Source organism: Streptomyces sp. NPDC002643 (genome assembly GCF_053592555.1).
The window spans coordinates 80,399-104,233 of sequence record NZ_JBSFVY010000027.1 but is presented as its reverse complement, the minus strand read 5'-3'; the positions used below and the strand labels follow the sequence as shown (position 1 = coordinate 104,233).

General features: G+C 70.4%; 20 protein-coding genes. 9 read left to right on the top strand and 11 right to left on the bottom strand.

The window, feature by feature from the left end; translation table 11 throughout:
* Positions 1 to 122: 122 nt before the first annotated feature.
* Complete coding sequence (locus ACWD4G_RS33495; protein ID WP_451300169.1) at positions 123 to 533, bottom strand: ATP-binding protein; 411 nt, start codon at positions 531 to 533, stop codon at positions 123 to 125.
* A 468-nt stretch (positions 534 to 1,001) separates the two neighbouring features.
* On the opposite strand from ACWD4G_RS33495, the gene ACWD4G_RS33490 reads away from it, so the two are divergent.
* Positions 1,002 to 2,402 carry a M14 family metallopeptidase gene (locus tag ACWD4G_RS33490; RefSeq protein WP_451300167.1) on the top strand — a complete coding sequence of 467 codons (1,401 nt, stop codon included), beginning with the start codon at positions 1,002 to 1,004 and terminating at the stop codon, positions 2,400 to 2,402.
* A gap of 92 nt (positions 2,403 to 2,494) precedes the next feature.
* Here ACWD4G_RS33490 and ACWD4G_RS33485 read toward each other — a convergent pair whose 3' ends face one another.
* From ACWD4G_RS33485 to ACWD4G_RS33465, 5 genes are all read right to left on the bottom strand, one after another.
* Positions 2,495 to 3,178: a hypothetical protein gene (locus ACWD4G_RS33485; protein WP_451300165.1), complete on the bottom strand. Its 684-nt coding sequence runs from the start codon at positions 3,176 to 3,178 to the stop codon at positions 2,495 to 2,497.
* 98 nt (positions 3,179 to 3,276) lie between these two features.
* The gene (locus ACWD4G_RS33480) at positions 3,277 to 4,728 is read right to left on the bottom strand and encodes a GntP family permease (RefSeq protein WP_451300163.1); all 1,452 of its coding nucleotides are present in this window, start codon (positions 4,726 to 4,728) and stop codon (positions 3,277 to 3,279) included.
* Between the two features lie 214 nt (positions 4,729 to 4,942).
* Entirely contained in the window at positions 4,943 to 5,353 is a 411-nt protein-coding gene (locus ACWD4G_RS33475; RefSeq protein ID WP_451300161.1) for a RidA family protein, read from the bottom strand.
* 19 nt (positions 5,354 to 5,372) lie between these two features.
* Positions 5,373 to 6,134, bottom strand: a complete 762-nt coding sequence (locus tag ACWD4G_RS33470) for an IclR family transcriptional regulator (RefSeq protein WP_451300159.1) — start codon at positions 6,132 to 6,134, stop codon at positions 5,373 to 5,375.
* On the bottom strand, positions 6,131 to 7,648 hold the full coding sequence (locus tag ACWD4G_RS33465; RefSeq protein ID WP_451300157.1) for a sugar kinase: 1,518 nt from the start codon (positions 7,646 to 7,648) through the stop codon (positions 6,131 to 6,133). The genes ACWD4G_RS33470 and ACWD4G_RS33465 overlap by 4 nt, the downstream gene beginning before the upstream one ends.
* A 129-nt stretch (positions 7,649 to 7,777) precedes the next feature.
* On the opposite strand from ACWD4G_RS33465, the gene ACWD4G_RS33460 reads away from it, so the two are divergent.
* Both ACWD4G_RS33460 and ACWD4G_RS33455 read left to right on the top strand, forming a co-directional pair.
* Positions 7,778 to 9,055 carry an amino acid deaminase gene (locus tag ACWD4G_RS33460; RefSeq protein ID WP_451300155.1) on the top strand — a complete coding sequence of 426 codons (1,278 nt, stop codon included), beginning with the start codon at positions 7,778 to 7,780 and terminating at the stop codon, positions 9,053 to 9,055.
* Between the two features lie 288 nt (positions 9,056 to 9,343).
* Positions 9,344 to 10,963, top strand: coding sequence for an N-acyl-D-amino-acid deacylase family protein (locus tag ACWD4G_RS33455; protein ID WP_451300153.1), 1,620 nt, complete (start codon positions 9,344 to 9,346; stop codon positions 10,961 to 10,963).
* A 146-nt stretch (positions 10,964 to 11,109) separates the two neighbouring features.
* Here ACWD4G_RS33455 and ACWD4G_RS33450 read toward each other — a convergent pair whose 3' ends face one another.
* Together ACWD4G_RS33450 and ACWD4G_RS33445 are read right to left on the bottom strand one after the other, a co-directional pair.
* Positions 11,110 to 12,036, bottom strand: coding sequence for a S1 family peptidase (locus ACWD4G_RS33450; protein WP_451300151.1), 927 nt, complete (start codon positions 12,034 to 12,036; stop codon positions 11,110 to 11,112).
* 885 nt (positions 12,037 to 12,921) lie between these two features.
* Positions 12,922 to 13,920 (bottom strand): hypothetical protein, encoded by a 999-nt coding sequence (locus ACWD4G_RS33445; RefSeq protein WP_451300149.1) that lies wholly within the window; start codon positions 13,918 to 13,920, stop codon positions 12,922 to 12,924.
* A 185-nt stretch (positions 13,921 to 14,105) separates the two neighbouring features.
* On the opposite strand from ACWD4G_RS33445, the gene ACWD4G_RS33440 reads away from it, so the two are divergent.
* Both ACWD4G_RS33440 and ACWD4G_RS33435 read left to right on the top strand, forming a co-directional pair.
* Positions 14,106 to 15,317 carry a pyridoxal phosphate-dependent aminotransferase gene (locus ACWD4G_RS33440; RefSeq protein WP_451300147.1) on the top strand — a complete coding sequence of 404 codons (1,212 nt, stop codon included), beginning with the start codon at positions 14,106 to 14,108 and terminating at the stop codon, positions 15,315 to 15,317.
* A gap of 134 nt (positions 15,318 to 15,451) precedes the next feature.
* Positions 15,452 to 15,892 carry an SCO4983 family protein gene (locus ACWD4G_RS33435; RefSeq protein WP_451300145.1) on the top strand — a complete coding sequence of 147 codons (441 nt, stop codon included), beginning with the start codon at positions 15,452 to 15,454 and terminating at the stop codon, positions 15,890 to 15,892.
* 225 nt (positions 15,893 to 16,117) lie between these two features.
* On the opposite strand, the gene ACWD4G_RS33430 is transcribed toward ACWD4G_RS33435, so the two are convergent.
* Genes ACWD4G_RS33430 through ACWD4G_RS33420 form a run of 3 tightly spaced genes read right to left on the bottom strand, consistent with a single transcriptional unit; the run spans position 16,118 to position 19,100 of the window.
* A complete protein-coding gene (locus ACWD4G_RS33430) occupies positions 16,118 to 16,792 on the bottom strand; it encodes a hypothetical protein (RefSeq protein WP_451300143.1) in 675 nt (224 codons plus the stop codon).
* Positions 16,793 to 16,803: 11 nt separating this feature from the next.
* Positions 16,804 to 18,714 carry a caspase family protein gene (locus ACWD4G_RS33425; RefSeq protein WP_451300141.1) on the bottom strand — a complete coding sequence of 637 codons (1,911 nt, stop codon included), beginning with the start codon at positions 18,712 to 18,714 and terminating at the stop codon, positions 16,804 to 16,806.
* Entirely contained in the window at positions 18,711 to 19,100 is a 390-nt protein-coding gene (locus ACWD4G_RS33420; RefSeq protein WP_451300139.1) for an effector-associated constant component EACC1, read from the bottom strand. The genes ACWD4G_RS33425 and ACWD4G_RS33420 overlap by 4 nt, the downstream gene beginning before the upstream one ends.
* A 188-nt stretch (positions 19,101 to 19,288) precedes the next feature.
* Between ACWD4G_RS33420 and ACWD4G_RS33415 the strand changes: the two genes are divergently transcribed.
* Genes ACWD4G_RS33415 through ACWD4G_RS33400 form a run of 4 tightly spaced genes read left to right on the top strand, consistent with a single transcriptional unit; the run spans position 19,289 to position 23,815 of the window.
* On the top strand, positions 19,289 to 20,395 hold the full coding sequence (locus tag ACWD4G_RS33415; protein WP_451300137.1) for a hypothetical protein: 1,107 nt from the start codon (positions 19,289 to 19,291) through the stop codon (positions 20,393 to 20,395).
* A gap of 21 nt (positions 20,396 to 20,416) precedes the next feature.
* Positions 20,417 to 21,607, top strand: coding sequence for a toxic anion resistance protein (locus tag ACWD4G_RS33410; RefSeq protein WP_451300135.1), 1,191 nt, complete (start codon positions 20,417 to 20,419; stop codon positions 21,605 to 21,607).
* 5 nt (positions 21,608 to 21,612) lie between these two features.
* A complete protein-coding gene (locus ACWD4G_RS33405; protein WP_451300133.1) occupies positions 21,613 to 23,217 on the top strand; it encodes a substrate-binding and vWA domain-containing protein in 1,605 nt (534 codons plus the stop codon).
* Positions 23,204 to 23,815 (top strand): hypothetical protein, encoded by a 612-nt coding sequence (locus tag ACWD4G_RS33400; RefSeq protein ID WP_451300131.1) that lies wholly within the window; start codon positions 23,204 to 23,206, stop codon positions 23,813 to 23,815. Before ACWD4G_RS33405 ends, ACWD4G_RS33400 begins: the two co-directional genes overlap by 14 nt.
* The last annotated feature ends 20 nt before the right edge of the window (positions 23,816 to 23,835 follow it).

Sequence of the window (23,835 nt, the reverse complement as noted above, 5' to 3'; positions counted from 1 at the left end):
AGGAAGTCGGTGGTGATCAAGGGGGCTTGCGTACGGGAACGGGCCCCGACGGCTGGACGTGCCGTCGGGGCCCGGGCTGTGGTTCCGGGGCACCGGGCCGGTGCCCTCGGGAACTCCACGGGCTACTTCGGCTGTCGCCGACCACAGCCGTCCAGCCCGCACGTGCCGAGCTCGAACCACACGGTCTTGCCCGGCCCGTCCTGATGGCAGCCCCAGCGCCCGGCGAGCGCATCCACCAGGAACATCCCTCTGCCGCTCTCCGATATCTCCGTGACCCGGCGCACCGTGGGCGGCCGGCCGTCGGCGTCCGACACCTCGCAGCGCAGCACACCGTGCGACGCCGACAGGGTCAGCTTCAGCCGGCTCTCCGCGTGTACGAGCGCGTTGGTGACCAGTTCGCTGACCAGCAGTTCCGCCGTGTCGGACTGTTCGAGCAGACCCCATCCCTCCAACTGCCTGCGCACCGTCGCGCGGGCCTGCGCGGCAGCGGTGGGACGGGGGTCGTACTCGACACTCAAGTGACCCGCGCCCATGGGCGGTTGAGGGTACGAGGCGAAATGGGGGCCGGAATCCGGAAGGAGCCCCCCGGAGAGTTGCAGCATGCTTCCAGGGTTGCCCCACCGCCCGCCCGGCACACGGGGAGGAATACCTGTTTCCGGGCGTGCATATACCTGTTTCCCGCCCGGGTACGTCCGGAATTGGCGCCGTACGGGGGCCGCTGGGCAGTACGCGTGTGTACGGGGCTTACGTACAGGGTTTACGTACGGGGCTCCCGCCCATACCCCTCCCACCGGCTTCCGGCCACGCGGCCCTCGACGTGAGCAAGCGCACTCTTGACCGGGCCATGCCATAGCCGCACCATGAGCGCCACACCCGCACCAGGGCCTGTCGGGCACCCCAAGGTCACCGACAGGCCCGAAGATCGTCGCAAAGATCCACCCCCCCGCTCCACTCCCCCACTTCCGGAGACCCCGGAATCCCTGGAGAAAGTAGGAGACTTCATGCGACTCCGCATTCGCGGCAGGGCGGCCACGCCCGACGGCGCGAGCACGAGTACCAGTACGCGTACGGGCAAAAGATCGGGACGCCGTAGGGCCGCGCTCGTCGGTCTGCTGGCGATGGCCCTCGCGGCCCCGGTCGCCGCGAGCACCACCGACGCGACGGCCACCAGCGCCGAACGGCCCAAGGCGTCGGCGGACGACATCCGCCAGTACGAGGTCCATATGCACTCGGACGTCGAGTCGCGGACGGCCCTGCAGCAGGCCGGTGTGTCCGTCGACGACGCCGACGACCACTCGGTCTTCATCTCCGGCCGCCCCGACCAGATCAAGAAGCTGAAGGCACAGGGCTACGAGGTCACCCCGCTCGGCGCGGTCCCGGACCGGTCGGCCGGCGAGGACGACATCCGCCTCTTCGACTTCCCCTCCGGCGACTCCAGCTACCACAACTACGCGGAGATGACGTCCGAGATCAACTCGCTGATCTCGGCCAACCCCTCCATCGCCAGCCAGCGGGTCATCGGCACCTCGTACCAGGGCCGCAACATCGTCGCCATCAAGATCAGCGACAACGTCGGCACGGATGAGGCCGAGCCCGAGGTGCTCTTCACCCACCACCAGCACGCCCGTGAGCACCTCACCGTCGAGATGGCGCTCTATCTGCTGCGCGAGCTGACCTCCGACTACGGCACCGACTCCCGCGTCACCAGCATGGTGAACAGCCGCGAGATCTGGATCATCCCCGACCTCAACCCCGACGGCGGCGAGTACGACATCGCCACGGGCTCCTACCGCTCGTGGCGCAAGAACCGGCAGCCGAACTCCGGTTCGTCGTACGTCGGCACCGACCTCAACCGCAACTGGGGCTACCGCTGGGGCTGCTGCGGCGGCTCGTCCGGGTCCACCTCGTCGGAGACCTACCGGGGTACGGCCGCCGAGTCCGCGCCCGAGGTGAAGGTCGTCGCCGACTTCGTACGCAGCCGGGTCGTCGGCGGCGTCCAGCAGATCAAGACCGGCATCGACTTCCACACCTACAGCGAGCTGGTGCTGTGGCCCTTCGGGTACACCACCGCCGACACCACCACCGGGATGACGACCGACGACCGCAACGCCTTCGCCACGGTCGGGCAGAAGATGGCCGCCAGCAACGGGTACACACCGGAGCAGTCCAGCGACCTCTACATCACCGACGGGTCGATCGACGACTGGCTGTGGGGCAACCAGAAGATCTTCGCCTACACCTTCGAGATGTATCCGTCGTCGGCGTCCGGGGGCGGGTTCTATCCGCCCGACGAGGTCATCGAGCGGGAGACCTCCCGGAACCGGGACGCGGTGTTGCAGTTGCTGGAGAACTCGGACTGTATGTATCGGTCGATCGGCAAGGAGACGCAGTATTGCGCGTAGGGCCGCGCCGCTGAGCCGGTGAGAGCTCGGGTGCTTCTGTGAGTGGGGAACTGCGCGTTCGTCGTGGCTGAGCACGCAGTTCCCCGCGCCCCTTACGGGGCGCTCTCCTCGGTCTCCGCCTCGGACTCCGCCTCGCCGTCCTCGAAGTACGCGTCCAGGACCTTGTCGATCTCGGTCTCCCAATCCCTGTGCTGGGACTTGGACTTGGCCTCGATCTCGATGGGGTACCAGCGGCGGTCGGGGGTGTGGACGGTCACCGTGAAACGCTTGCCGAAGCGGGGAGACTCCGTCTCGATCGCGCCGATCTCGTCCCAGCGGAACTCGCACCGCTGGTCGTCCAGCGTCAGGTGTACGCCCTCGCTGTCGGCGACGATCTTCGCGCGACGGTCGGACGCCTCGAAGACGGGACCGTCGGAGGGGGTCTCCTTTTCGGCGTCTTCGGCGTCTTCGGCGTCTTGGTCGTCCTCGTCGCCTTCGGTGGCCTTGGCCTTCTCGGCCTGCTCGGTCTCCTCGGCGTCGGAGGAGACCTCCGTGTCGGGCGCGGCCTCGGACGCCTCCTCGTCGGCGTCCGCCTCCGGCTCCTCCTTCTGCTTCGGGGCAGCCTCGTTCTGCTCCTCGGTCTCCGCCGGCTCGGCGGATTCCGTCGGCTTGTTGTCCTCCGGCTCCTCCTGCTTCTCCTTCGTCACGGACACGGGTGCCGTGAGTCCGGGGATGTGCGACGGGTCGACCGCGGCGGCGGCCAGGGGCTGGCTGTTCGAACCAATGCGCTGCTCCACGCGGGCAGTATGGTCGACGACCCTGTGCCGGGAACAGTCGGGCCGGGCATATGTCCGCATCTGAGTTCCGTGTAAGGGCCGCCGGTTCCGGGTGAGGGCTAGACGAACACGCTCAGCAGGGCCGCCATCGCGAAGCCCGCGATCGACAGGACCGTCTCCAGGACCGTCCAGGTCTTGAGGGTGTCCCGTTCGCTGATGCCGAAGTACTTGGCGACGATCCAGAAGCCGCCGTCGTTGACGTGCGAGGCGAAGATCGAACCGGCCGAGATGGCCATGATGACGAGGGCCACGAACGCCTGGGAGTGATCGCCCTCGGAGAGCAGCGGCGCCACGATCCCGGCCGTGGTGACGATCGCCACCGTCGCCGAGCCCTGGGCGACGCGGAGCACCACCGAGAGCAGATACGACAGGACGATCACCGGGAGGCCCACGTCGTTGAAGGTGTCGGAGAGCGCCTGGGCCACTCCGCTCGCCTTCAGTACGGCGCCGAAGACACCGCCCGCGCCGACCACGAGCAGGATGTTGCCGACCGGCTTGAGGGAGGACGTCGACACCGTCTCCAGCGACTTGCGGGACCAGCCCCGGCGGATGCCCAGCAGGTAGTAGGCGAGGAGCAGGGCGATCGTCAGGGCGACGAAGGGGTGACCGAAGAACTCGATCACCGAGCGGAGTGTGGAGGGGTCCAGGGCTATCGAGGAGAAGGTCGCGGCCAGGATGAGGAGTAGAGGGGTGCCGATGATCAGGAAGACCGTGGTGAGGGGGACCGGTTTTTCCTGGGGTTCCACGCCGGCCGCGCGTTGTTCGGCGAGCACCGCGTTCCGGGATTCCTCCGCCGCCTCCAGCATGTCCTGCGGGACCGGGACGAAGATACGGCGGCCGATCCACGCGGAGAACGCCCACGCCGCGAGGACCGCCGGGATACCGCAGACGACGCCCATGAGGATGACCCAGCCGAGGTCCACGTGGAGGAGGCCGGCCGCCGCCACCGGGCCCGGGTGCGGGGGCAGGAAGGCGTGCGTCATCGACAGGCCCGCGAGGAGGGGCAGACAGTAGAGCAGGATCGACTTGCCCGAGCGTTTCGCCGCCGCGTAGACGAGCGGGGCGAGGACGAAGATGCCGACGTCGAAGAAGACCGGGATACCGAAGATCAGGCCGGTCATGCCCATCGCGAGCGGGGCGCGCTTCTCGCCGAAGAGGTTCAGGAGGCGGGACGCCAACACCTCGGCTCCGCCGCTGACTTCGAGAATCGCGCCGAGCATCGTGCCGAGGCCGATGATGATCGCCACGTGGCCGAGGATGCCGCCCATGCCGGACTCGATCGTCGAGACGGCGTCGCTTCGCTGGACCGTGCCGAAGAGTTCCGTGACCGACAGGCCTGAGAGGAGGCCTACGGCTATGGAGACGGCGAGGAGGGCCACGAAGGGCTGGAGTCTGGTTTTGATGATCAGGAAGAGGAGGAGGGCGATACCCAGGGCGGCGACGGTGAGGAGGCCGGCTGTGCCGTCTATGAGGAGGAGTAGGCCGCCGGTGTGTTGGGGGGTTTCGGGCATGGGGGTCCTCTGGGGGGTGGGAGCGGCATCTGTTTTTGGGCAGGGGGGATCGTCGTGTGGGGTGCGGGGATTGTGGGGGGTGGTGGCGGATCGTGGCCGGGCGCGGGTTGGTGGGGGCTGGTCGCGCCCACGCGGCGGAGCCGCATATCGATACAGCCCGCGCCCCTTTTTTTCGGGCCTGCGGCCCTCAAAAGATCTAGGGTGCGGGGAGTTTTCAGGCGTCCAAGACCGCCAGCGCGTCGATCTCGATCAGCAAGCCTGCGGGGAGGCCCACGTACACCGTGGTGCGGGCTGCCGGGATTCCGGTCAGGTTCTGCTCGAAGTACTCGTTGTAGATCTCGTTCATTTCCGCGAAGTGGGCCACGTCCGTGAGGTAGACGCGGATCATCATCACGTCCTCCCAGGTGGCGCCGCCCTCTTCCAGGATCGCCTTGACGTTGGCGAGGGTCTGGAGGGTCTGTTCGCGGAGGGTGGGGCCCGCGGGGGTGGGCGGCTTGCCCTCTTCCGCCGGGAGGAAGCCGACCTGGCCGGCGACCTGGAGGATGTTGCCCTTGCGCACGCCGTGGGAGAACTTCGCGGGCGGGGTCGTGTGGGTCTTGGGGGTGAGAGCGGTCTTCTCTGTCATCGGGTGGCTTCCTCTGTCATCAGGTGGCTTCCTTCGCGGGGGTCTTGCCGGAGTACTCCCCGCTGATCGCGTCCGCCGTGCGGCGTACCAGCGGGAGGAGGGAGAGGAGTTCGTCGGCGGTGACGACGACGTTGGGGGCGGAGACCGACATCGCGGCGACGACCCGGCCGTCGGTGCCGCGGATGGGCGCCGCCACGCAGTTGATGGACTCCTCGTGGCCGCCGAGGTCGGTGGCCCAGCCCTGTTCGCGTACCCTCGCCAACTCCTTGAGGAAGGCGAGGGCGTTGGGGGTCGAACGGGACGTGTACAGGGGGTAGTCGAGCTTCTCCGCGAGGGCGCGGCGCTCGGCTTCCGGAAGGTCGGCGAGGAGGAGTTTGGCGACGGCCGCGACCGTGATGGCCACCGGTTTGCCGATCCTTGAGTACATACGGACCGGGTAGCGGCTCTCCACCTTGTCGATGTAGAGCACCTCGTTCTCCTCGTAGACGGCCAGGTGGACGGTGTGGCCGCACTGTTCGTTGAGGCGTACGAGGTGGGGGTGGGCGATCTCGCGGACGTCCAGGTTCTCCACGGCCTCCTGGGCGAGGGCGAAGAGGCGGGCGCCGAGGCGGTAGCGCTGGTCGGACTGGCGGTAGACCAGGCCGTGCTCGTGGAGGGTGCGCAGGAGGCGCAGGGCCGTGGACTTGTGGACGCCCAGGCGCTCGGCGACCTGGCCGAGGTCGGCGGGGCCCTCGGCGAGCAGCGGCAGGATGCTCAGCGCGCGGTCTACGGTCTGGCTCATGGGGTGCGTACCTCCTCCTCGGCCCCGTCCCTGTCCCGGTCCGTGTCCCGGTCCGTGTTCCTTGTCCAGCCGGGGCCGAGTCGAAGTGTCTCCCACGCGGTGTCGTCGAGGGCCGCGAGGCGGTCGGCGTGGGCGCGGGTGGGGGGTGGCTCCGCCAGGTCGCCGGGGGTGGTGAGGGCGGCGGCGGCCATGAGGTGGCCGTGGCGGAGGCGGGCGGCGGGGGGCAGGCCGCGGAGGGTGGCGGAGAGGAAGCCGGCGGCGAAGGCGTCGCCCGCGCCCACCGCCGCGATGACGTGGACGTGGGGGGCGGGGACGGTCAGCGTCGTCTCCGGGGTGGCTTCGGTGGGGTGGGCCGTCGCGCGTTCCGTGGAGTGGGTCGCCCCGCCTTCGGCGGGGTGCGCCGTCGCGTCTTCCGTGGCGTGCGCCGCCGCGCCTTCGGCGGGGTGCGCCGCCGCGCGTTTCGTGGGGTGGGGGTCGGGGCCGGTTGGCGTCAGCGCCGTCTCGGGGGCGCCTTCGGTGGAGTGGGGGCCAGGGCCGGTTGGCGTCAGCGCCGTCTCGGGGGCGCCTTCGGTGGAGTGGGGGCCGGGGCCGGGCCGGTGTGTCAGCCCGTCGCGGGCGGACGTACGGCCCGGGGGTTCCGGGGCGTGGACTTCTCTGAGCCGCTCTACGCGACGGACATATGACACACCGGCCCGGCCCCTTCCGTCCGTGGGCGGCTGGTCCGTCGTGGGGGGCGGCGTGCGTTCGAAGAGGGTGGCGCCCCTCGCGCCCTGTTTCACCACCAGGGTGCGGGGGTGGGGGAGGAAGGCTCGGATCGCGTTTGGGCCGCCCTTGATGCCCCATGCCTCCTCCGCCTCGTCCTCTCCTACGAAGACGATGTCCGCGTTGCGTGCCAGGTCCAGGAGGGTCTGGGGGCCGTCGTCGCTGTCCCGCCAGAGGCCCGCCCGGTGGTTGACGTCGAAGGAGATCAGGGGGCGGGTGGAGGGGGATTGGGGGGCGGTCAGAGTGCGGAGCAGGTGCAGGCAGTCGTCGGAGAGGGCTGCGGTGATGCCGGAGAGGTGGAGGACGCGGGCGGCTCGTAGGGCGGTGAGGTCGGTGTTGTGGATCGACATCGCCGACGCCGCCGAACCCGCTCGGTAGTAGGCGACCTCGTAGTCGGTCGTCGAACGGTCGTTGGCTGTGCGGAAGTAGACGCCCGTCGGGCGGTCGGGGTCGCGGCGTACGGAGGAGACGTCTACGCCGTGGGCGCCGATCGTCTCGATCAGGTGGTCGCCGAACCCGTCCGCGCCCACCCGGCTGACCCAGCGCGCGGTGTGTCCGGCGGCGGCAAGTGCGCAGGCCACGTTGGACTCGGCGCCGCCTATGGCGCGGTCGAAGGAGGGGACGTCGGCGAGGCGGCCGGGGCGGCTGGGCAGGAAGGTGACCATGGACTCGCCGAGCGTGACGACGTCCACGACATCCACGACGGCGGGGTCGGGTGCGTCCTCGGGGCGACGGAGTCCTTCGGCGGTCACGATGGTGGGGGCTCCTCGTCGGCGGCTGCGCACCGTTGACCCGGTGCTGGCTGGGATGTTAGACAGCAGGGAGCGACATACGCAATGAACGTTGCAGAGAATACAACGCCCGTCGTAGGGAGGCTGCTCATGAATGCGGACGTGCTGGCCCGGCTGGCCGCCGAGCGGGTCGATCACCGGTTCAAGGGCCTTCCGCCGGACGCCGACGGGCTGACGGTGGCCGAGTTGGCCGCCGAGCGCCGGAATCTGTTCACCGGCGGCTTCACCACGCCCGTGCTCGCCCTCTCCGCCGAGCGGCTGGAGCACAACCTGGCCCTGATGGAGACGTACGCGGAGCGCCATGGGCTCTCCTTCGCTCCGCACGGCAAGACGTCGATGGCTCCGGGGTTGTTCTGGCGGCAGATCGAGCGGGGGGCGTGGGGGATCACGCTCGCCGTTCCGCATCAGGTGCGGGTGGCACGGGAGTTCGGTGTCGAGCGGGTCTTCGTGGCCAATGAGGTGGTCGATGCGGCGGCGCTGCGCTGGATCGCCGCCGAGTTGGCCGCCGATCCCGGCTTCCGGTTCATCTGTTACGTCGACTCCGTGCGCGGGGTGGAGCTGATGGACGCCGCGCTGCGCGAGGTCGCGCGGCGGCCGGTGGACGTGGTGGTGGAGCTGGGGGCCGGGGGCGGGGCCCGTACCGGGGTGCGTACGGAGGCCGAGTGCGCGGCGGTCGCCGACGCGGTGGCGGGCGTGGAGACGCTGCGGCTGGTGGGGGTCGCCGGGTATGAGGGCGAGGTGCCCGACCCCGATCCGGAGCGGGTGCGGGCATGGCTGCGGAGACTGACCGCGCTGGCCGTCGACTTCGACAAGGCGGGGCGGTTCGCGGGGCTGGACGAGGTGGTGGTGAGCGCCGGGGGCAGCGCGTGGTTCGACGCGGTGGCCGATGTGTTCGGCGAGCTGCCGGAGTTGTCGGTGCCGGTGAGGAAGCTGTTGCGGTCGGGGGCGTATGTCTCGCACGATGTCGGGCACTACCGCCGGATGACCCCCTTCAACCGGGTGCCCGAGGAAGGCTCCCTGGAGCCCGCCTTCCGGCTGTGGGCCCAGGTCGTCTCCCGGCCCGCGGAGGATCAGGCCTTCGCCAACGCCGGCAAGCGCGACGCCGCGTACGACCTGGATCTGCCGGAGGCGGAGGTCGTACGGGGGGCTCGTACGGGCACGGTCCGTGACGCCGAGGGCATCACGGTGACCGCCCTCTCCGACCAGCACACCTGGCTGCGCACGGAGCCGGGGGCGACCGGCCTGGAGGTCGGGGACTGGGTGGGGCTGGGGTTGTCCCATCCCTGCACGTCGTTCGACAAGTGGCAGCTGATTCCGGTGGTGGAGGGGGACGGGACGGTGGTGGATTACGTGCGCACGTACTTCTGACTGCTGATTGGGCGGCCTTCTGACTGCTGATTGGGCAGCCTTCTGACTGCTGATTGGCCGGCGCACCCGCCATTGAATGGGCGGCGCAGCCGCCGTTCAGGGGCGCGGGGAACTGCGCGAGCAAGCACGACGGACCCGCAGCCGCCCCTCATCGCCAGACACCCCTCTCAGTGGGCGCCGGCGGGAGCCGGGATGTTCTGGCGAGTCGGGTGGGTGGGTGGGTGGGAAAAATCCGCGCGGAGCGCGGGGACGAGACGGTTCGGGCGGAGCCCGGAAAGGCTGGCACAGATGGACGTCGTATTCCGTGACGCCGAGGTCGTGGACGGCTCCGGCGCCCCCTCCTACCGCGCCGATGTGGTCGTGGCCCACGGCAAAATCGTCCAGGTCGTCAAGGAGGCCGCCGCCGCAGGCTGCCAGCGCCCCGGCTCCGGGCGGCTGATCGACGCCGAGGGCCTGGTCCTCGCCCCCGGCTTCATCGACATGCACGCCCACAGCGACCTCGCCCTGCTGCGCGACCCCGAGCACACCGCGAAGGTCGCGCAAGGGGTCACCCTGGAGGTCATCGGCCAGGACGGACTGTCGTACGCCCCCGTCGACGACCGCACCCTCGAAGAGGTACGCCGGGCGATCATCGGCTGGAACGGCTACGGCGACGACATCGACTTCACCTGGCGCTCGGTCGGCGAGTATCTGGACCGCCTCGACCACGGCTTCGACGGCGAGGGCATCGCCGTGAACGCCGCCTATCTCGTCCCGCAGGGCACCGTACGCATGCTCGCGATGGGCTGGGAGGACCGGGAGGCGACGGCACAGGAGCTGGACCGGATGCGGGAGTCGGTCGCCGCCGGGATGCGCGAGGGCGCCGTCGGGATGTCGTCGGGGCTCACGTACACGCCCGGCATGTACGCCAAGGACGCCGAACTCACCGAGCTGTGCCGGGTGGTGGCGTCGTACGGCGGCTACTACTGCCCGCACCACCGCTCGTACGGGGCGGGGGCGCTGGCGGCGTACGAGGAGATGGTCGCCCTCACCCGCGAGGCCGGCTGCTCCCTCCATCTCGCCCACGCCACCATGAACTTCGGCGTGAACAAGGGCCGCGCCCCCGAACTGCTCACCCTCCTCGACGACGCGCTCGCGTCCGGCGCCGACATCACCCTCGACACCTACCCCTACACCCCCGGCTGTACGACCCTGGTGGCGATGCTGCCCAGTTGGGCGAGCGAGGGCGGGCCGGAGGCGATCCTCGGGCGGCTGGCGGACGAGGAGACGGCCGCGCGCGTCCGCCATCACATGGAGGTGATCGGGGCCGACGGCTGCCACGGCGTACCCATCGAGTGGGACACCATCGAGATCTCGGGAGTCGCCGATCCGGCCCTGTCGTCGTACGTGGGCCGCACGATCGCCGAGTCCGCCGCCGCGCTGGGAGAGGACCCGTGGGTGACGGCCCGCCAGCTTCTCGTCGAGGACCGGCTCGGGTCCACGATCCTCCAGCACGTCGGGCACGAGGAGAACGTCCGCGCGATCATGCGGCACCGCGTCCACACCGGCGGCTCCGACGGCATCCTGCGCGGCGCCAAGCCGCATCCGCGCGCGTACGGCACGTTCCCGCACTATCTCGGCCGGTATGTAAGGGAGTTGGGCGTCCTCACCCTGGAGGAGTGCGTCGCCCACCTCACCTCCCGCCCCGCCGCCCGCCTGCGCCTCACGGACCGGGGCCTCATCCGCGAGGGCTACCGCGCCGACCTCGTCCTCTTCGACCCGACGACGGTCGCCGCCGGCTCGACGTACGAGGCCCCGCGCACCCTCCCCACCGGCATCCCCTACGTCATGATCAACGGCCGCTTCGCCGTCGAGGACGGCCGGAGGACGCCCGTACTGGCGGGCCGGACGATCCGCCGGGGTGCCTGATCGGGCGCCTGACGGAGCATCCGGCCCACACCCGCGCCCTAAAGGGGCGCGGGGAACTGCGCGACCAGCCCACGACGACCCGCACCCCGAAGTCCAGCCTTCGATCCTCGGCGATCTCGGGGCTCTCGGCCGCCAAGAAGCGAGCGCTACGGCTTAGGCAATACGCACCCACTGCGGCCGAGGTCCAGCTTGTTGTCGAGCCCGAAGCAGGCCGGGATCTGGTACGTCTGCTGGGCATAGTTGATGCCCTGGCGGACGGTGACGTTGCCGGACTCGTCCACCTCACAGGGGTTGTTGACGGTGCAACTCTCCCCGTCCTCGTTGCCCGTGTTGTTGACGGCGACGACCTCGCCGGTGGCCTGGTCGACGACCGGGGAACCGGAGGTGCCGCCGATGGTGTTGCAGGTGGAGGTGTAGCGGAGGGAGTCCTTCCAGGTCCAGTCGCCCTCCTTCAGGCGGTACGCGAAGCCGTCCACGCTGCAGTTGTAGATCCGCTTCCAGTAACCCGAGACCACGCTGATGGCCGTTCCGGCGGTCGGGTGCGTGTCGCGGAGGGCCAGCGCCTCGATGCCGTACGAGCTGCGGATCTGGGCGTACGTGGTGGTGAGCTGGTAGATCGCGACGTCGGTGTCGGTCATCGTGCCGTACGCGATCTTGCTGGCGCGGAGTGTGGCGACGCGGGTACCGGCGGAGTTGAGGAGGCCGAAGGTACGGCTGGAGGCCTCGTCGACGATCACCTCACCGGGCTCCGGGAAGCCGGCGGAGAGACAGTGGCCGTTGGTCATGACCAGGGCGGGGTCGTCGTCCTCGGAGGCGGGCATACGGACGACCGAGCCGGAGCAGTTGCTGAGCGCGACGGTGCCGGCGAAGTCGACGGCCTGGACGGTGGGGCCGGCGAGGACGCCGTTCACCAGGGAGGTGGCGGACTGGACGACGTCCGTCACCGTGCTGCTTCCCGACCCGGCCGACTTGCCCGGCGTCCCGGCCGCGGAGTCCTGAGCGGCGACGGCGGGCACCGCGCCCGTCCCGGTGATCACCAGGGCGGCCAGCGCGGCTACGAGAGGCTTTCTCATGTGGGGGTCCCCTCTTGCGACATGAATGACATGGGTGACGTGTGTGACGTTGCACGACTGAAGTGACGGAAGATCGTCCTGCCACCGCAGTTTGTCATGCGCATTGTGAGGGTCTGGTGATGACCGAGCAAGAAGTTGGTTCCGGCCGCAACTCTCCAGCCAGCCAGGCCAACCAACTTCCGCCGCTTGCCGCCCGACGGGGGCTTCCGCCGCCCGCCTCCCCGCCGGGGGGCTTCCGGTGCCCGACTTCCGTCGCGGGGGCCCGGGGGCGTCTGGCTGTCAACTCCCGACTTCGGGCACCCGGCGCCTGACTCCGGGTGCCGAGTTTCCGGCTTCCCGCATCCCGCTTCCCGCTTCCCGTGCCGGACTTCCGGCCCCCGCTCGGGGCCGGGGCTTCCGGTCTCCGGCCGTCGGCTCAGGCACTCAACTCCGAACTCCCGCCGCCCAGGTACACGGCTTCCCGCGCCGGGTTTCCGGCCCCGCTCGGAGGCCGAGGCATCCGGACTCCGGCCATCGACTCCAGACACGCGACCCCGCACTCCCGCCGCCCAGCACGCCACCTGGCTTCCGACTTCCGGCTTCCCGCCTTCCGCTTCCGATGCCCATGCCGATGCCGATGCCGATGCCGAGCTTTCCCTCCCGGCTCGGGGCCGGGGCCTTCCGGTTTCCGCCCGCCGGCTCCAGGCGCACGGCTCCGTATTCCCGCCGCCCAGCACCCGGCTTCCGGCTCCCGGCTCCCGGCTCGGGCCCGGATGCCTCCGCTTTCCGCTCGTCGGCTCCGCGCACCAGGCACCCGGCACCTGCCTCCGGCCGCCTCGGCACCCGGCACCTGCCTCCCAGCACACGGCACCCCCGCCCCCCTCGGCGGATCGTCGAACTCCTCGGCTATCTCGGCTTCTTCGTGGCCCCCTGGCCGCGGCCCGGCTTGTTGGCCGAGGTGGTCTGGGTCGGGGGCGGTGAGGTGGTCGAGGGGGAGGTGGGCTGGGGCGTGGTGGGGGTCGGGGGCGGGGTGGAGGGGGTGGGGGTGGAGTCGGGTGAGGAGGTGGTCGGGGTGCGGTCCGGGTGTGCGGTGGTGGGTTGTGTCGGCTGGTCCGGGGTGGCGGAATCGCCGGGGGACCGGGTGGACGACCCGGTGTCGTCCGAGCGGTCGTCGGCGGGGGCGGAGTTCCTCGGCGCCGGGTCGCCGGAACCCCCTTGCGGGGAACCCAGTCCGATCAGCCCCGCGACGGCCGCGCCCGCCAGTACGGCGACACCGATGCCGATCGCCACGAGCACCCCGCGCCGCCGCGCCCGCCGCCGTCCGAGCGACACCCGCCGTCCGTCCACCGGCCGCGCCCGCCGCCCGACCACGTGCCCGGCGTCCGCCGCATACGAGCCGCCCTCGGCCTCCGGGAGCTCGGCCTCCGGGAACGCGCCACCGTGGTATGTCCCGGCCCGTGCAGCTGAGTACTCGCCGGCGCCATCGCGGACTCCGGGGGCGCCCCAGGCCGGGCGGCCCCCGGAATCACCGGTGCCCCCGACGCCGACGACACCGTCCGTGTGATCCGGGTGATCAGGGTCATCGGTGACGATCTCGTCCAGTTGGACCGTGTCGTCGTAGGCGTTCAGCCAGCCGTGCGCGGCGGCGGGGTCCTTGAAGGTGCCGTAGGCGGGGAGGGAACCGGTGTCGGCGACGGGCCGGTAGACATTCGGCTGCCCCTGACCCTGCCGCTGTGTCTGCCCCTGGCCCTGGCCCTGCGGCCGTGCCTGCGCCTGGGCGTGTTCCTGCCCCCGCTCCCACTCCCGCTCCTGTCCCCGCACGGCACCGTCCCCGCCGTACGGGGCGCGCGAGCCGCTCAGGTCCTGTGCGTCGCGGTCGCCGTTCGCCGGGTTCGCCCCATTCATCCTTCGTCATCGTCCTCATGTCGTACACCGTGTGGCCGTATGTGGGGGAAGGCCGGACCTGAGGGCGGATTCTAGGTTCGGGTGGGATCGGCGGGGCGGCGGGGGCGGGTTTCGGACTGTCGTGTGCGTCTCGCGTGGCGGAAAACACGAGCCGGGAGGCGTTACCGGGTCGTAAGCTCACGGACATGCAGGTGATCCAGTCGACCAAGCTCGCCAACGTCTGTTACGAGATCCGTGGCCCGGTTCTTGAGGAGGCGATGCGGCTTGAGGCGGCAGGGCATCGCATCCTCAAGCTGAACACGGGCAACCCGGCGGCGTTCGGTTTCGAGTGCCCGCCCGAGATCCTGGAGGACATCCTCCGCAATGTGTCGACGTCCCACGGGTACGGCGACGCGAAGGGACTGCTGGCCGCGCGCCGTGCGGTCGTCATGCACAACCAGACCCTCGGCATCGAGACGGACGTCGAGCACGTCTTCATCGGCAACGGCGCCTCCGAGCTGATCGTGATGGCGATGCAGGCCCTCCTCGACGACGGCGACGAGGTCCTCGTACCGTCCCCGGACTACCCCCTGTGGACGGCGGCCGTCTCCCTCTCCGGCGGTACGGCCGTGCACTACCGCTGCGACGAGCAGTCCGACTGGATGCCGGACCTCGCGGACGTGGAGCGGAAGGTCACCGACCGCACCAAGGCGATCGTCATCATCAACCCGAACAACCCGACGGGCGCGGTCTACGACGAGGCCATGATCCGGGGGCTGACGGACATCGCCCGCCGCCACAACCTCCTCGTCTGCTCCGACGAGATCTACGACAAGATCCTGTACGACGGCGCCACCCACATCCCCACGGCGTCCGTGGCCCCCGATCTGCTGACCCTCACCTTCAACGGGATGTCGAAGGCGTACCGGGTCGCCGGTTACCGGGTCGGCTGGGTCGCGATCTCGGGCCCGCGGGCGCACGCCGACTCCTATATCGAGGGTCTGACGATCCTGGCGAACATGCGCCTGTGCGCGAACATGCCGGGCCAGCACGGCGTGGTCGCCGCGCTGAGTGGACGGCAGACCATCAAGGATCTCGTCCTGCCCGGTGGGCGGCTGAAGGAGCAGCGCGATGTCGCGTACGAGCTGCTGACGCAGATCCCGGGTGTGACGTGCGTGAAGCCGAAGGGGGCGCTGTATCTGTTCCCCCGACTCGATCCCCAGGTCTTCAAGATCAAGGACGACCGCCAGATGGTCCTTGATCTGCTCCGGCAGGAGAAGATCATGGTCGTCCAGGGGACGGGCTTCAACTGGCCCGAGCCCGACCACTTCCGTGTGGTGACCCTGCCGACGGTCGGCGATCTGCGCTCGGCCATCACCCGGATCGGCACCTTCCTGGACGGATACGGTCAGCCGTAACCGCCGTTCGCAACCCGTCATTCGTAACGGCCATACGTAACGGTCATTCATAGGGAAACCGGGCTTTCGGACGTCGCTCAACTTTAGACGGAATCTAAGGTAGGCTGGTCGTCCGAGAGCTTGGAGGCCATCCCATGTACGAGCCGATCCGTACCAAGTCGGTCCACACGATGGCCGGCACCACCACCTCCTCCGACTTCCCCCACCGTTCGCGTGAGGAAGAGCTGGACATCCAGCTCGCGGGTCATCTGGCGGCGCTGCTGGCCGTGACCGACGAGCTGCGCGCGCTGGTTCCCGACGCCGACCTCGACAGGGCCGCCGAGCGGCTGACCGCGCAGGTCGCGCGGCTGCGGGGCGGGCGGACGCCGGTACGCGCCCCGCAGCCCGCCGGCGGTCCTGACGCCGACCCCGCCGCCCTCCACCGCCGCGCGCACGCCTTCGCCGGGCGGGCCCTGGTCGTCGCCGCCTCCCGGGCGGACACGGCGGCGGCCATCCTGGCGGCCGAGCGGATGGACGCACACGCGGCCGCCGCCGAACCCGAGGCCCAGCCGCGAGAGCTGACCCCGGCCCACTGACCCCGGACACCACCGGCCGAGACCGCCCGACGGCCGGCCCTTGAGCGGGCCTCCCCACCAGCCCCGCTCCCCTCGACGGCCCCGGTCCGCGCGCACCCGCAGCGACGCGCGGACCGGGTGCCACGGACGGACCGGGTGCCACGGACGGACCCTCCGGCCCGGCCGACTGCGCCGCCGCCACCCGTCCCTCCTCGCCGGTCAGCCCTCACCCCTCACCCTCGCCTCTCACCGCCCTTCGCCCCTCCACGGCTGGAGGTCCGCGTACGGGAGGCCGACGTACGGCACGTCGACGTCCGGGAGATCCAGATGAGGAAGCTCCAGCTGTCGGAGGTCCGGCTGCGGGAGGTCGATGTCGACTTCCCTGTCCACCTTCGGATCGACCCAGGTCAGGGCGTACGACGGGCAGGCGGTCGTGCCGCCGTCCCACCAGGTGGTGAGGCCGATGGTGGCGGGTCTGCCGTGCAGTCCCACCTGCGCGGGCAGGTCGTACTCACGCAGCCAGCGCGCCCGGCCCTGCCCGATCCACTCGTTGTCGGCGGTGAGCTCCCACCTGACCGTCCGGTCCTCGCACCCCTCGGGCACGGAGATGCGCATACGGCCCGCCAGCGCCACGGCCTCGCCGCTGCCGAAGCCCTCCTCGACCTCGAAGGTGCTGTGGACCCGCCGCCGTACGTCCCAGACATGGTCGTACACAGGCCGGTCGGGCCATTCGGTGTCTCTCAAGGTGCGCAGCGGACGCGCACCGCTGGAGTAGGTCAGTTCGTTCGGCAGCGACGCCCAGACGTACAGGCCGGAGGCGACGAGGACGGTGAGGACGGCGACCGTGAGGGCCCTGCGGCGGAAGACGCTTCGTGCGCGGGTACGGGTGAGGGCGCGGGTGGGGGTACGGGTGCGGGCCACAGGTCGTCCCGTCAGCCGAGAAGGTGGAAGCTCTTGGCCATCCGCGCGTTCCGCAGGACGACGCCGAAGCTGCCGCAGGTGGTGTCGCCGCCGTCCCACCGGGTGGTGAGCGTGACCTTCTTGGCGGTGTCCTCCCGCTCGTGGTCGAGAGCGACCCGGTGCTCCCGCTTCCCGGTCAGGGAGCCGCCGTTGACACGAACGCCATCGGCCGTGATCTCCCAGTGGACGGTACGGTCCGTGCACTCCTTCGTCACCGAGACCGTCAGATCGCCCAGGAGCGTGTCGGTCGGGTCGGTCTCGGCGGGCCGGAAGGTGCTCTCGGCCCGTTCCGCCACGTCCCACACGAAGACCGGCTGCTCCGAGTCCTCGCTCTTGGACGAGGCCGGCTTCCGGCCGCTGTCGTACTCCAGTGACACGTCGCCCACGGCGGTGAACGCGGAGCAGACGAGATAGATCACGGCGCCCAGGGCCAGCAGGATGCCGCAGCCGCCCCAGAGGAACAGTTCGCGGAAGGGAGCTGCTGCGTTCCGGCGCTTCTCCTCGCGCCGCATCTCATCCATCGCCTCCGCCCGCTCCATCGCCGCCACACGCTCCACCGCCTCCGCCCGCTCCTTCGCCGCCGCCCGCTCCTCCGCCCGCTCCTCCCTCTCCGTCCGCTCCTCCCGCGTCCCGTCCACGCCGGTCGCCGTCCGCGTCGAACCGGCCGTCGCGGACACCGGCCGGACGGCCGCCCCCGTGCCCACCAGAGCACCGGCCTCCTCCGCTCGAACGGCGGTCTCCACCGGCCGTCTCTCCTCGGCCCGGAGCAGCCCCTCCACCTGCCTCCGCAACACCTTCACCTCGGTCGACAGGCGCCGAACCTGCTCCCGCGCCTCGGCCAACTCGCTTTCCACACGGTGGCTGTACTCGCCCGCCTGCTCCAAACTGCCCCGCAGCAGATCGACTTCCTCCCGCCAGTACAGCAGCCGGGTCGCGGCGTCGGGGGCGGCCGCCTGTGCCGCTCGGCGCAGGGAGTGGAGCCGGGTGAGTTCCTCCGTGGCCAGTACGGCGCCGAAGGTGTCGTCCACGAACTCCTTCGGCGCGATCCGCACGCCCCGCAGAAGGCCCCGGTCCGCCTCCCGTCCGATGGGCCACCGCTCGGCCACGTCCCGCAGGGCCGCCGCGTACTCGGTCGCCTCGGGTCCCGGCGCCGGGTTCCAGCGGTTGCGGGCCAGGACGATGCCCTGGCCTCCGTTGCGGGCGCGCTGTTGCGGCACCGGCCGGTTCTTGGCGTACAACTCCCGCCGCACATGCGTGAAGACGGCCCCCATGTCGAGCAGCTCCGGCCCGTCCGGCACCCCTCCGCGGGCCGCCTTCAGGACCTCCCCGGTGAACGCCGTGTACCGCTCGCCCTCGGGTGCCAGCGCCTGTCGCGTCTCCCCCGACGCCGCCATCAGATACGTACCGTCCACGGCACCGCAGTCGGCGAGCGAGACCTCCGAGCCCAGATAGCCCTGCATGGCCCGGCCGCTGTAGCAGCAGTCAAGGAGCACCACGCGGTGGACGGCGGAGCACTCCTCGGCGACCTGGTGGCGGAGCTGGTTGTAGTCCACCGCGTGGTAGAGCCGCTCGCGGTCCGAGTTGCGCAGCGCCAGATACAGACTCGCCTCCGGCGAGAGCAGACCGTGGCCGGCGAAGTAGACGAGGAAGGCGTCCTCGGCCTCGCGCGCGGCTTTGCGTACGACGTCCAGGACATGGGCCGCGCTGGTGGGGTTGCGGAGGACCTCGCAGTTCCCGGTCAGCAGGCGCCATGAATCGGGGCCGGTGAGCAGTGCGGTGAGCCCGGTGAGGTTGTTCGCCACCGACGGCAGCGGCTCCAGGCCCCGGTACGCGTCGACACCGATGAGGACGGCACGGGAGGCCGCCGGGTCGGGCAACTTCATCGGCCCGCACCCGAGTCGCGGTCGGACGAGCCGTTGATCAGCTGCACGATCCGGGCCACCGTCTCCTCGTCCGCGCCCCGTACCGTCACCGACGTGCCGCCGGTGGTGATGGTGATCGCCGGGGCGGTGGGGCGCGCCGTACGCCACGCGGCGTAGGCGAGCGCCAGATTGAGCGCCGAGAAGGTGTGTTCGAGGACGAGGTTGATGACGTCGCCGGCCCCGCTCATGGTCCTCTGGCCCGCGTCGCCGGAGGCGTCCGGGGCCATGCTCAGCTCCGCGCGGCCCCGCACATCCGGGTCCTGGCGGAGCCATCGGTACAGGTCGAGCATGGCCATACTGCCCTCGCCACTGCCCTCGTCCTCCATGGCCTTGAGCCGAATGAGCATGCTTTTCCTCTTTCGCCGCACGGGCGGACCACCGTAGCGACGCGGTCGATCCTGCGGACCGGACTCGACCGGACCTCACCGAAAAGGGTGGGAAGCCCAGATTCCGGTTGCATCCCGGTACCGGTCCGTCACCACCTGTTCACCCGCGACCGGGGGGAATGTTGGAATCCACGAGGAATCTCCGCAGTGTGAGACGTATCGCGGGAATAGTCCTGGCGGTTCTGCTGATCGGCGGCGTGGTGGCGGCCGTCATCGCAGGGCAGCGCGAAGAGGACAACGGGAGCACGGCAACGAAGACCGTGCGCGGAGTGATCGGGTCGGAGAAGGCGGAGTTCTTCGCCGACCCGGAGGTGGTGAAAGCCCTGGCCGCCAAGGGCTACACCGTGGAGACGGAGACCTCCGGCTCCTGGGCCATGGACGGGCTGGATCTGAAGGGCTACGACTTCGCCTTCCCCTCCAGTCAGGCGCCCGCCGACGAACTGGCCGACAAGTACAAGGTGCGGGAGCCCCTGCCCCGGCCCTTCTACTCGCCGCTCGTCGTGGTGGCGCACAAGAACGCCGCCGAGGTGCTCGCGGACAACGGGCTCGTCGAACTCGACAAGAACCGCGGCGTCCTCGACATGGGCGCCTACATCAAGGCCGCCGAGGAGGACCGGACCTGGCAGCAGCTCAAGGGGGCCGACAAGTACGGGGAGTTGACCGGACTCCTCTACATCGCCACGACAGATCCGACCACCTCCAACTCGGGCGCGCTCTACCTCGCCGCCACCTCCAACGTCGCCAACGACGGACGGGTGGTCTCGGACAAGGCGGACATCGACAGGACCGCCCCGCTGATGCGCACCCTGGTCAGCGTCCAGGGCGCCCAGCAGACCAGTACGGACGCGGCGTTCCGCGACTTCGTCAGCGGGGCGGGCAATCCGCTCGTCCTCGTCTACGAGTCCCAGGTCGCCGCCATGCTCACCGAGAACGGCGGCCAGAGCGGCGGCCAAGGCGGGGGCCAGAACGCCGATGACCTGGTCGTCCTCTACCCGGACACCACCGTCAACAGCGACCACACCGTCGTGCCGGTCACCGACGAGGGCCGGGCCCTCGGTGAACTGCTCGGCACCGACCCGCAGTTGCGGAAGCTGGCCGCCCGGCACGGGTTCCGGCCGCAGGACGCGCCCACGGAGTTCACGGCGGCGACCGCCGAGTACTCCACCTATCTGATGCAGAAGCTGACCGTCCGGCAGGCGCCCGTGCCCACCTCCGAGGTGCTGCACGAGATGGCGCGCCGGGCGCGGGGACAGTAGGACGACGGGGGATCGGAACAGATGAGTTCAGAACAGATGGGTACCGGAGACAGCTTCACCCTCACCCCTCCCGAGCCGGTCGCGGCCGTGCCCCGGGAGAAGGCCGGCGGGCTGGTGCCCGTGGAGGAGTCCGTACGGTCGGACATGGCCCGCAAGGCGAACGAGTATGTGCGGGGGCTGGCCGCTCTCGACGCGCGGTCGCCGGAGTTCGCCGGCCGGGTCGGGGAGATCACCAACCTGGGCGCGGGCGAGATGCGCACGGCCGCCGCCCAGTCGAACCGCATGCTGGAGCGCACCGTACGCAGTCTGCCCAGCACGGGCGGGGACGCCCAGTCGCAGGTCGCGGGCTCGCTCGTGGAACTGCGCAGGGTGGTGGAGGACCTCGACCCGAGGGATCTGCCGGCCTCCAAGGGCCGCAAGTTCCTCTCCCGGCTCCCCGGCGGCAACAAGCTCCGCGACCACGTCGCCAAGTACGCCTCCGCGCAGGGCACCCTGAACAAGATCGTGGGCTCGTTGCGCGGCGGGCAGGACGAACTCCGCCGCGACAACGCGGCCCTGCAGACCGAACGCGTCCGCCTGTGGGAGACCATGGGCAAGCTCCAGGAGTACGTCGTCCTGACCGAGGCCCTGGACACGGCGGTCGAGGAGCACATCTCGGGCGTCGAGGCCACCGGGGACCCGGCCGCCGCCGACAGCCTCCGCGCGGACGTGCTCTTCCCCGTCCGGCAGAAGCACCAGGACCTGCTCACCCAGCTCGCGGTCTGCGCGCAGGGCTACCTCGCCATGGACGTCGTACGACGCAACAACGAGGAGCTGATCAAGGGCGTCGACCGGGCCGCCACGACCACGGTCTCGGCGCTGCGGATCTCCGTGATGCTGGCCTCCGCGCTGGACAACCAGAAGAAGGTCGTCGACCAGGTCAACGCGTTGCGCGGTACGACGGAGGATCTGATCCGGGGCAACGCGGAGATGCTCGCCACCCAGAGCGGTGAGATCCAGCGCATCGCCGCCGACCCGGCCGTGGGCGCGGAGACGCTCCGCTCGGCCTTCCAGCAGATCTACCGCACCCTCGACGCCATCGACACCTACAAGGCCCAGGCGACCGAGACGATGGCCGCGACCGTCGAGTCCCTGACCGTCGAACTCCAGAGCGCCACCCAGCACTTGGAGCGCAGCCGCTCGCAGGGCGCGCTGGAAGGGGGCCTCGGATGACTCGGATGAGACGACGTACGACGACCGCTCGCAGACTTCGTACGACGACCGGTCTCAGACGCCGCACGACGGCCGCCCTCGCCCTCGCCACCGCCGCCGCGCTGCTCACCTCCGCCTGCACCACCGTGGAGACGTCGGACCCCGTCGAGGAGGCGACCAAGTACATCCCCGGCACCCTCCGGGTGCTCGCCTCCAGTGAACTCGCCGATATGAAGCCGGTGTTGGAGCAGGTCGAGAAGAGCACCGGGATCAAGGTCCGGCCCACCTACATGGGCACCCTGGACGCCGTGGAACTGCTCGCCGAGGGCAGGGCGAAGGGGGCTTACGACGCGCTCTGGCTCTCCTCCAACGACTATCTGCGGCTGCGCCCGGACGCGGCGAAGCAGGTGGTGTCGGAGACCCCGGTGATGTCGAGCCCGGTGGCGATCGGTGTGAAGACGGCGACGATGACGGAGCTGGGCTGGAAGGCGGAGGACGTCACCTGGGCCGACATCGAGAAGGCGGTGGGGGACGGCGGACTGACGTACGGGATGACGGACCCGGCCCGTTCCAACTCCGGTTTCTCCACGCTGGTCTCGGTCGCCTCGGGCCTGTCCGGCGCCCAGTCGGCGCTCACGGACGCGGACGTGAGGAAGGCGACGCCCCGGCTGAAGGAGTTCTTCGAGGGCCAGAAGCTGACGTCGGGCTCGTCGGGCTGGCTTGCGGCGGCGTACGACCGGCGCGGCGACGTCGACGCCCTCCTCAACTACGAGTCCGTCCTGAAGAGCAGGAAGGACCTCACGGTCATCCGCCCGCGCGACGGAGTGATCACCGCCGACTACCCGCTCTCCAGCCTGGCCTCCACCGACAAGGACGTACGCGACGACGTACGCCGCCTCTCCGAGGCCCTGCGCACCCCGGACACCCAGCGTCTGATCACGAACGAGACCCTGCGCCGCCCGGTGGTCGCCTCGGTCCCGCCCGCGACGGGCCTGGACACCACCCGGCGCCGCGAACTCCCCTTCCCCGGCAGCCGTTCCGTGGCCGACGGTCTCCTCGACGCCTACGAGAACGAACTGCGCCGCCCCTCCCGGACGGTCTACGTCCTCGACACCTCGGGCTCGATGGAGGGCGACCGCCTGGAACGCCTGAAGTCCGCCCTCACCGAACTGACCGGCGACTTCCGCGACCGCGAGGAGGTCACCCTCATGCCGTTCGGTTCGGAGGTGAAGAGCGTCCGCACCCATGTCGTCCAGCCGTCGGACCCGAAGACCGGGCTGGAGGGAATCCGCGAGGACACCCAGGAGCTGTCCGCGGACGGCGACACCGCCATCTACACCTCGCTCCAGAAGGCGTACGAGCATCTGGGCGACGGCGACCGGGACACCTTCACCTCGATCGTGCTGATGACGGACGGCGAGAACACGACAGGGGCGAGCCCGGCGGACTTCGACTCCTTCTACGGCCGGCTGCCCTCCGCCGAGCAGCAGATCCCCGTCTTCCCGATCCTCTTCGGTGACTCCGACAAGGACGAGTTGGAGCACATCGCCGACCTGACCGGCGGCCGCCTCTTCGACGCCCAGCAGGGCTCGCTGGACGGCGCCTTCGAGGAGATCCGTGGCTACCAGTGACACCAACCGGTTCCTGCGCTACCTGGAGTCCCGCAAGAACCTCACCGGCGGCGCCCTCGGCGTCGCCGGCCTGGGCCTCACCTTCGCGGGCGTCGCGGGCCCGTACTGGCCGGTCGTGGTCGCCGGCCTCTACGGCGCGGGCGCGCTGATCGCCCCGCCGGAACGCCCGCCCCTGCCGGACTTCCCGGACCCCTCGGCCCAACTCGACGAACTCCGTGCCGACTACGGCCGCCTGGGCGCCTATCTGACGGACATCGACCTCCCCCCGGCAGCGGCGGGCCGCCTGACCGAACTCACCGACCTCCTCACCGCCCTCCTCGACCCCGGCTGGGTCTCCGAGATCCTGGCCCAGGACCCCGAGGGCATCCACGCCCTGTCGAGGGCGGTCCGCCAGGACATCCCCGAGGCGGTCGACACGTTCGTCCGCACCCGCTGGTGGACCCGCCTGACGCCGGGAGCGGAGCCGCCCGAGCGACACCTAGAGCGCCAACTGGGGTTGCTTCAGGATGAGTTGGGGCGACTGGCATCCGCGCTGCGGGACACGGAGGCGAGGCGACAGGAGTCGCATACGCGGTATCTGGAGGACCGTTCGAATTGAGTTTCGGGTGCGGGTGAGTG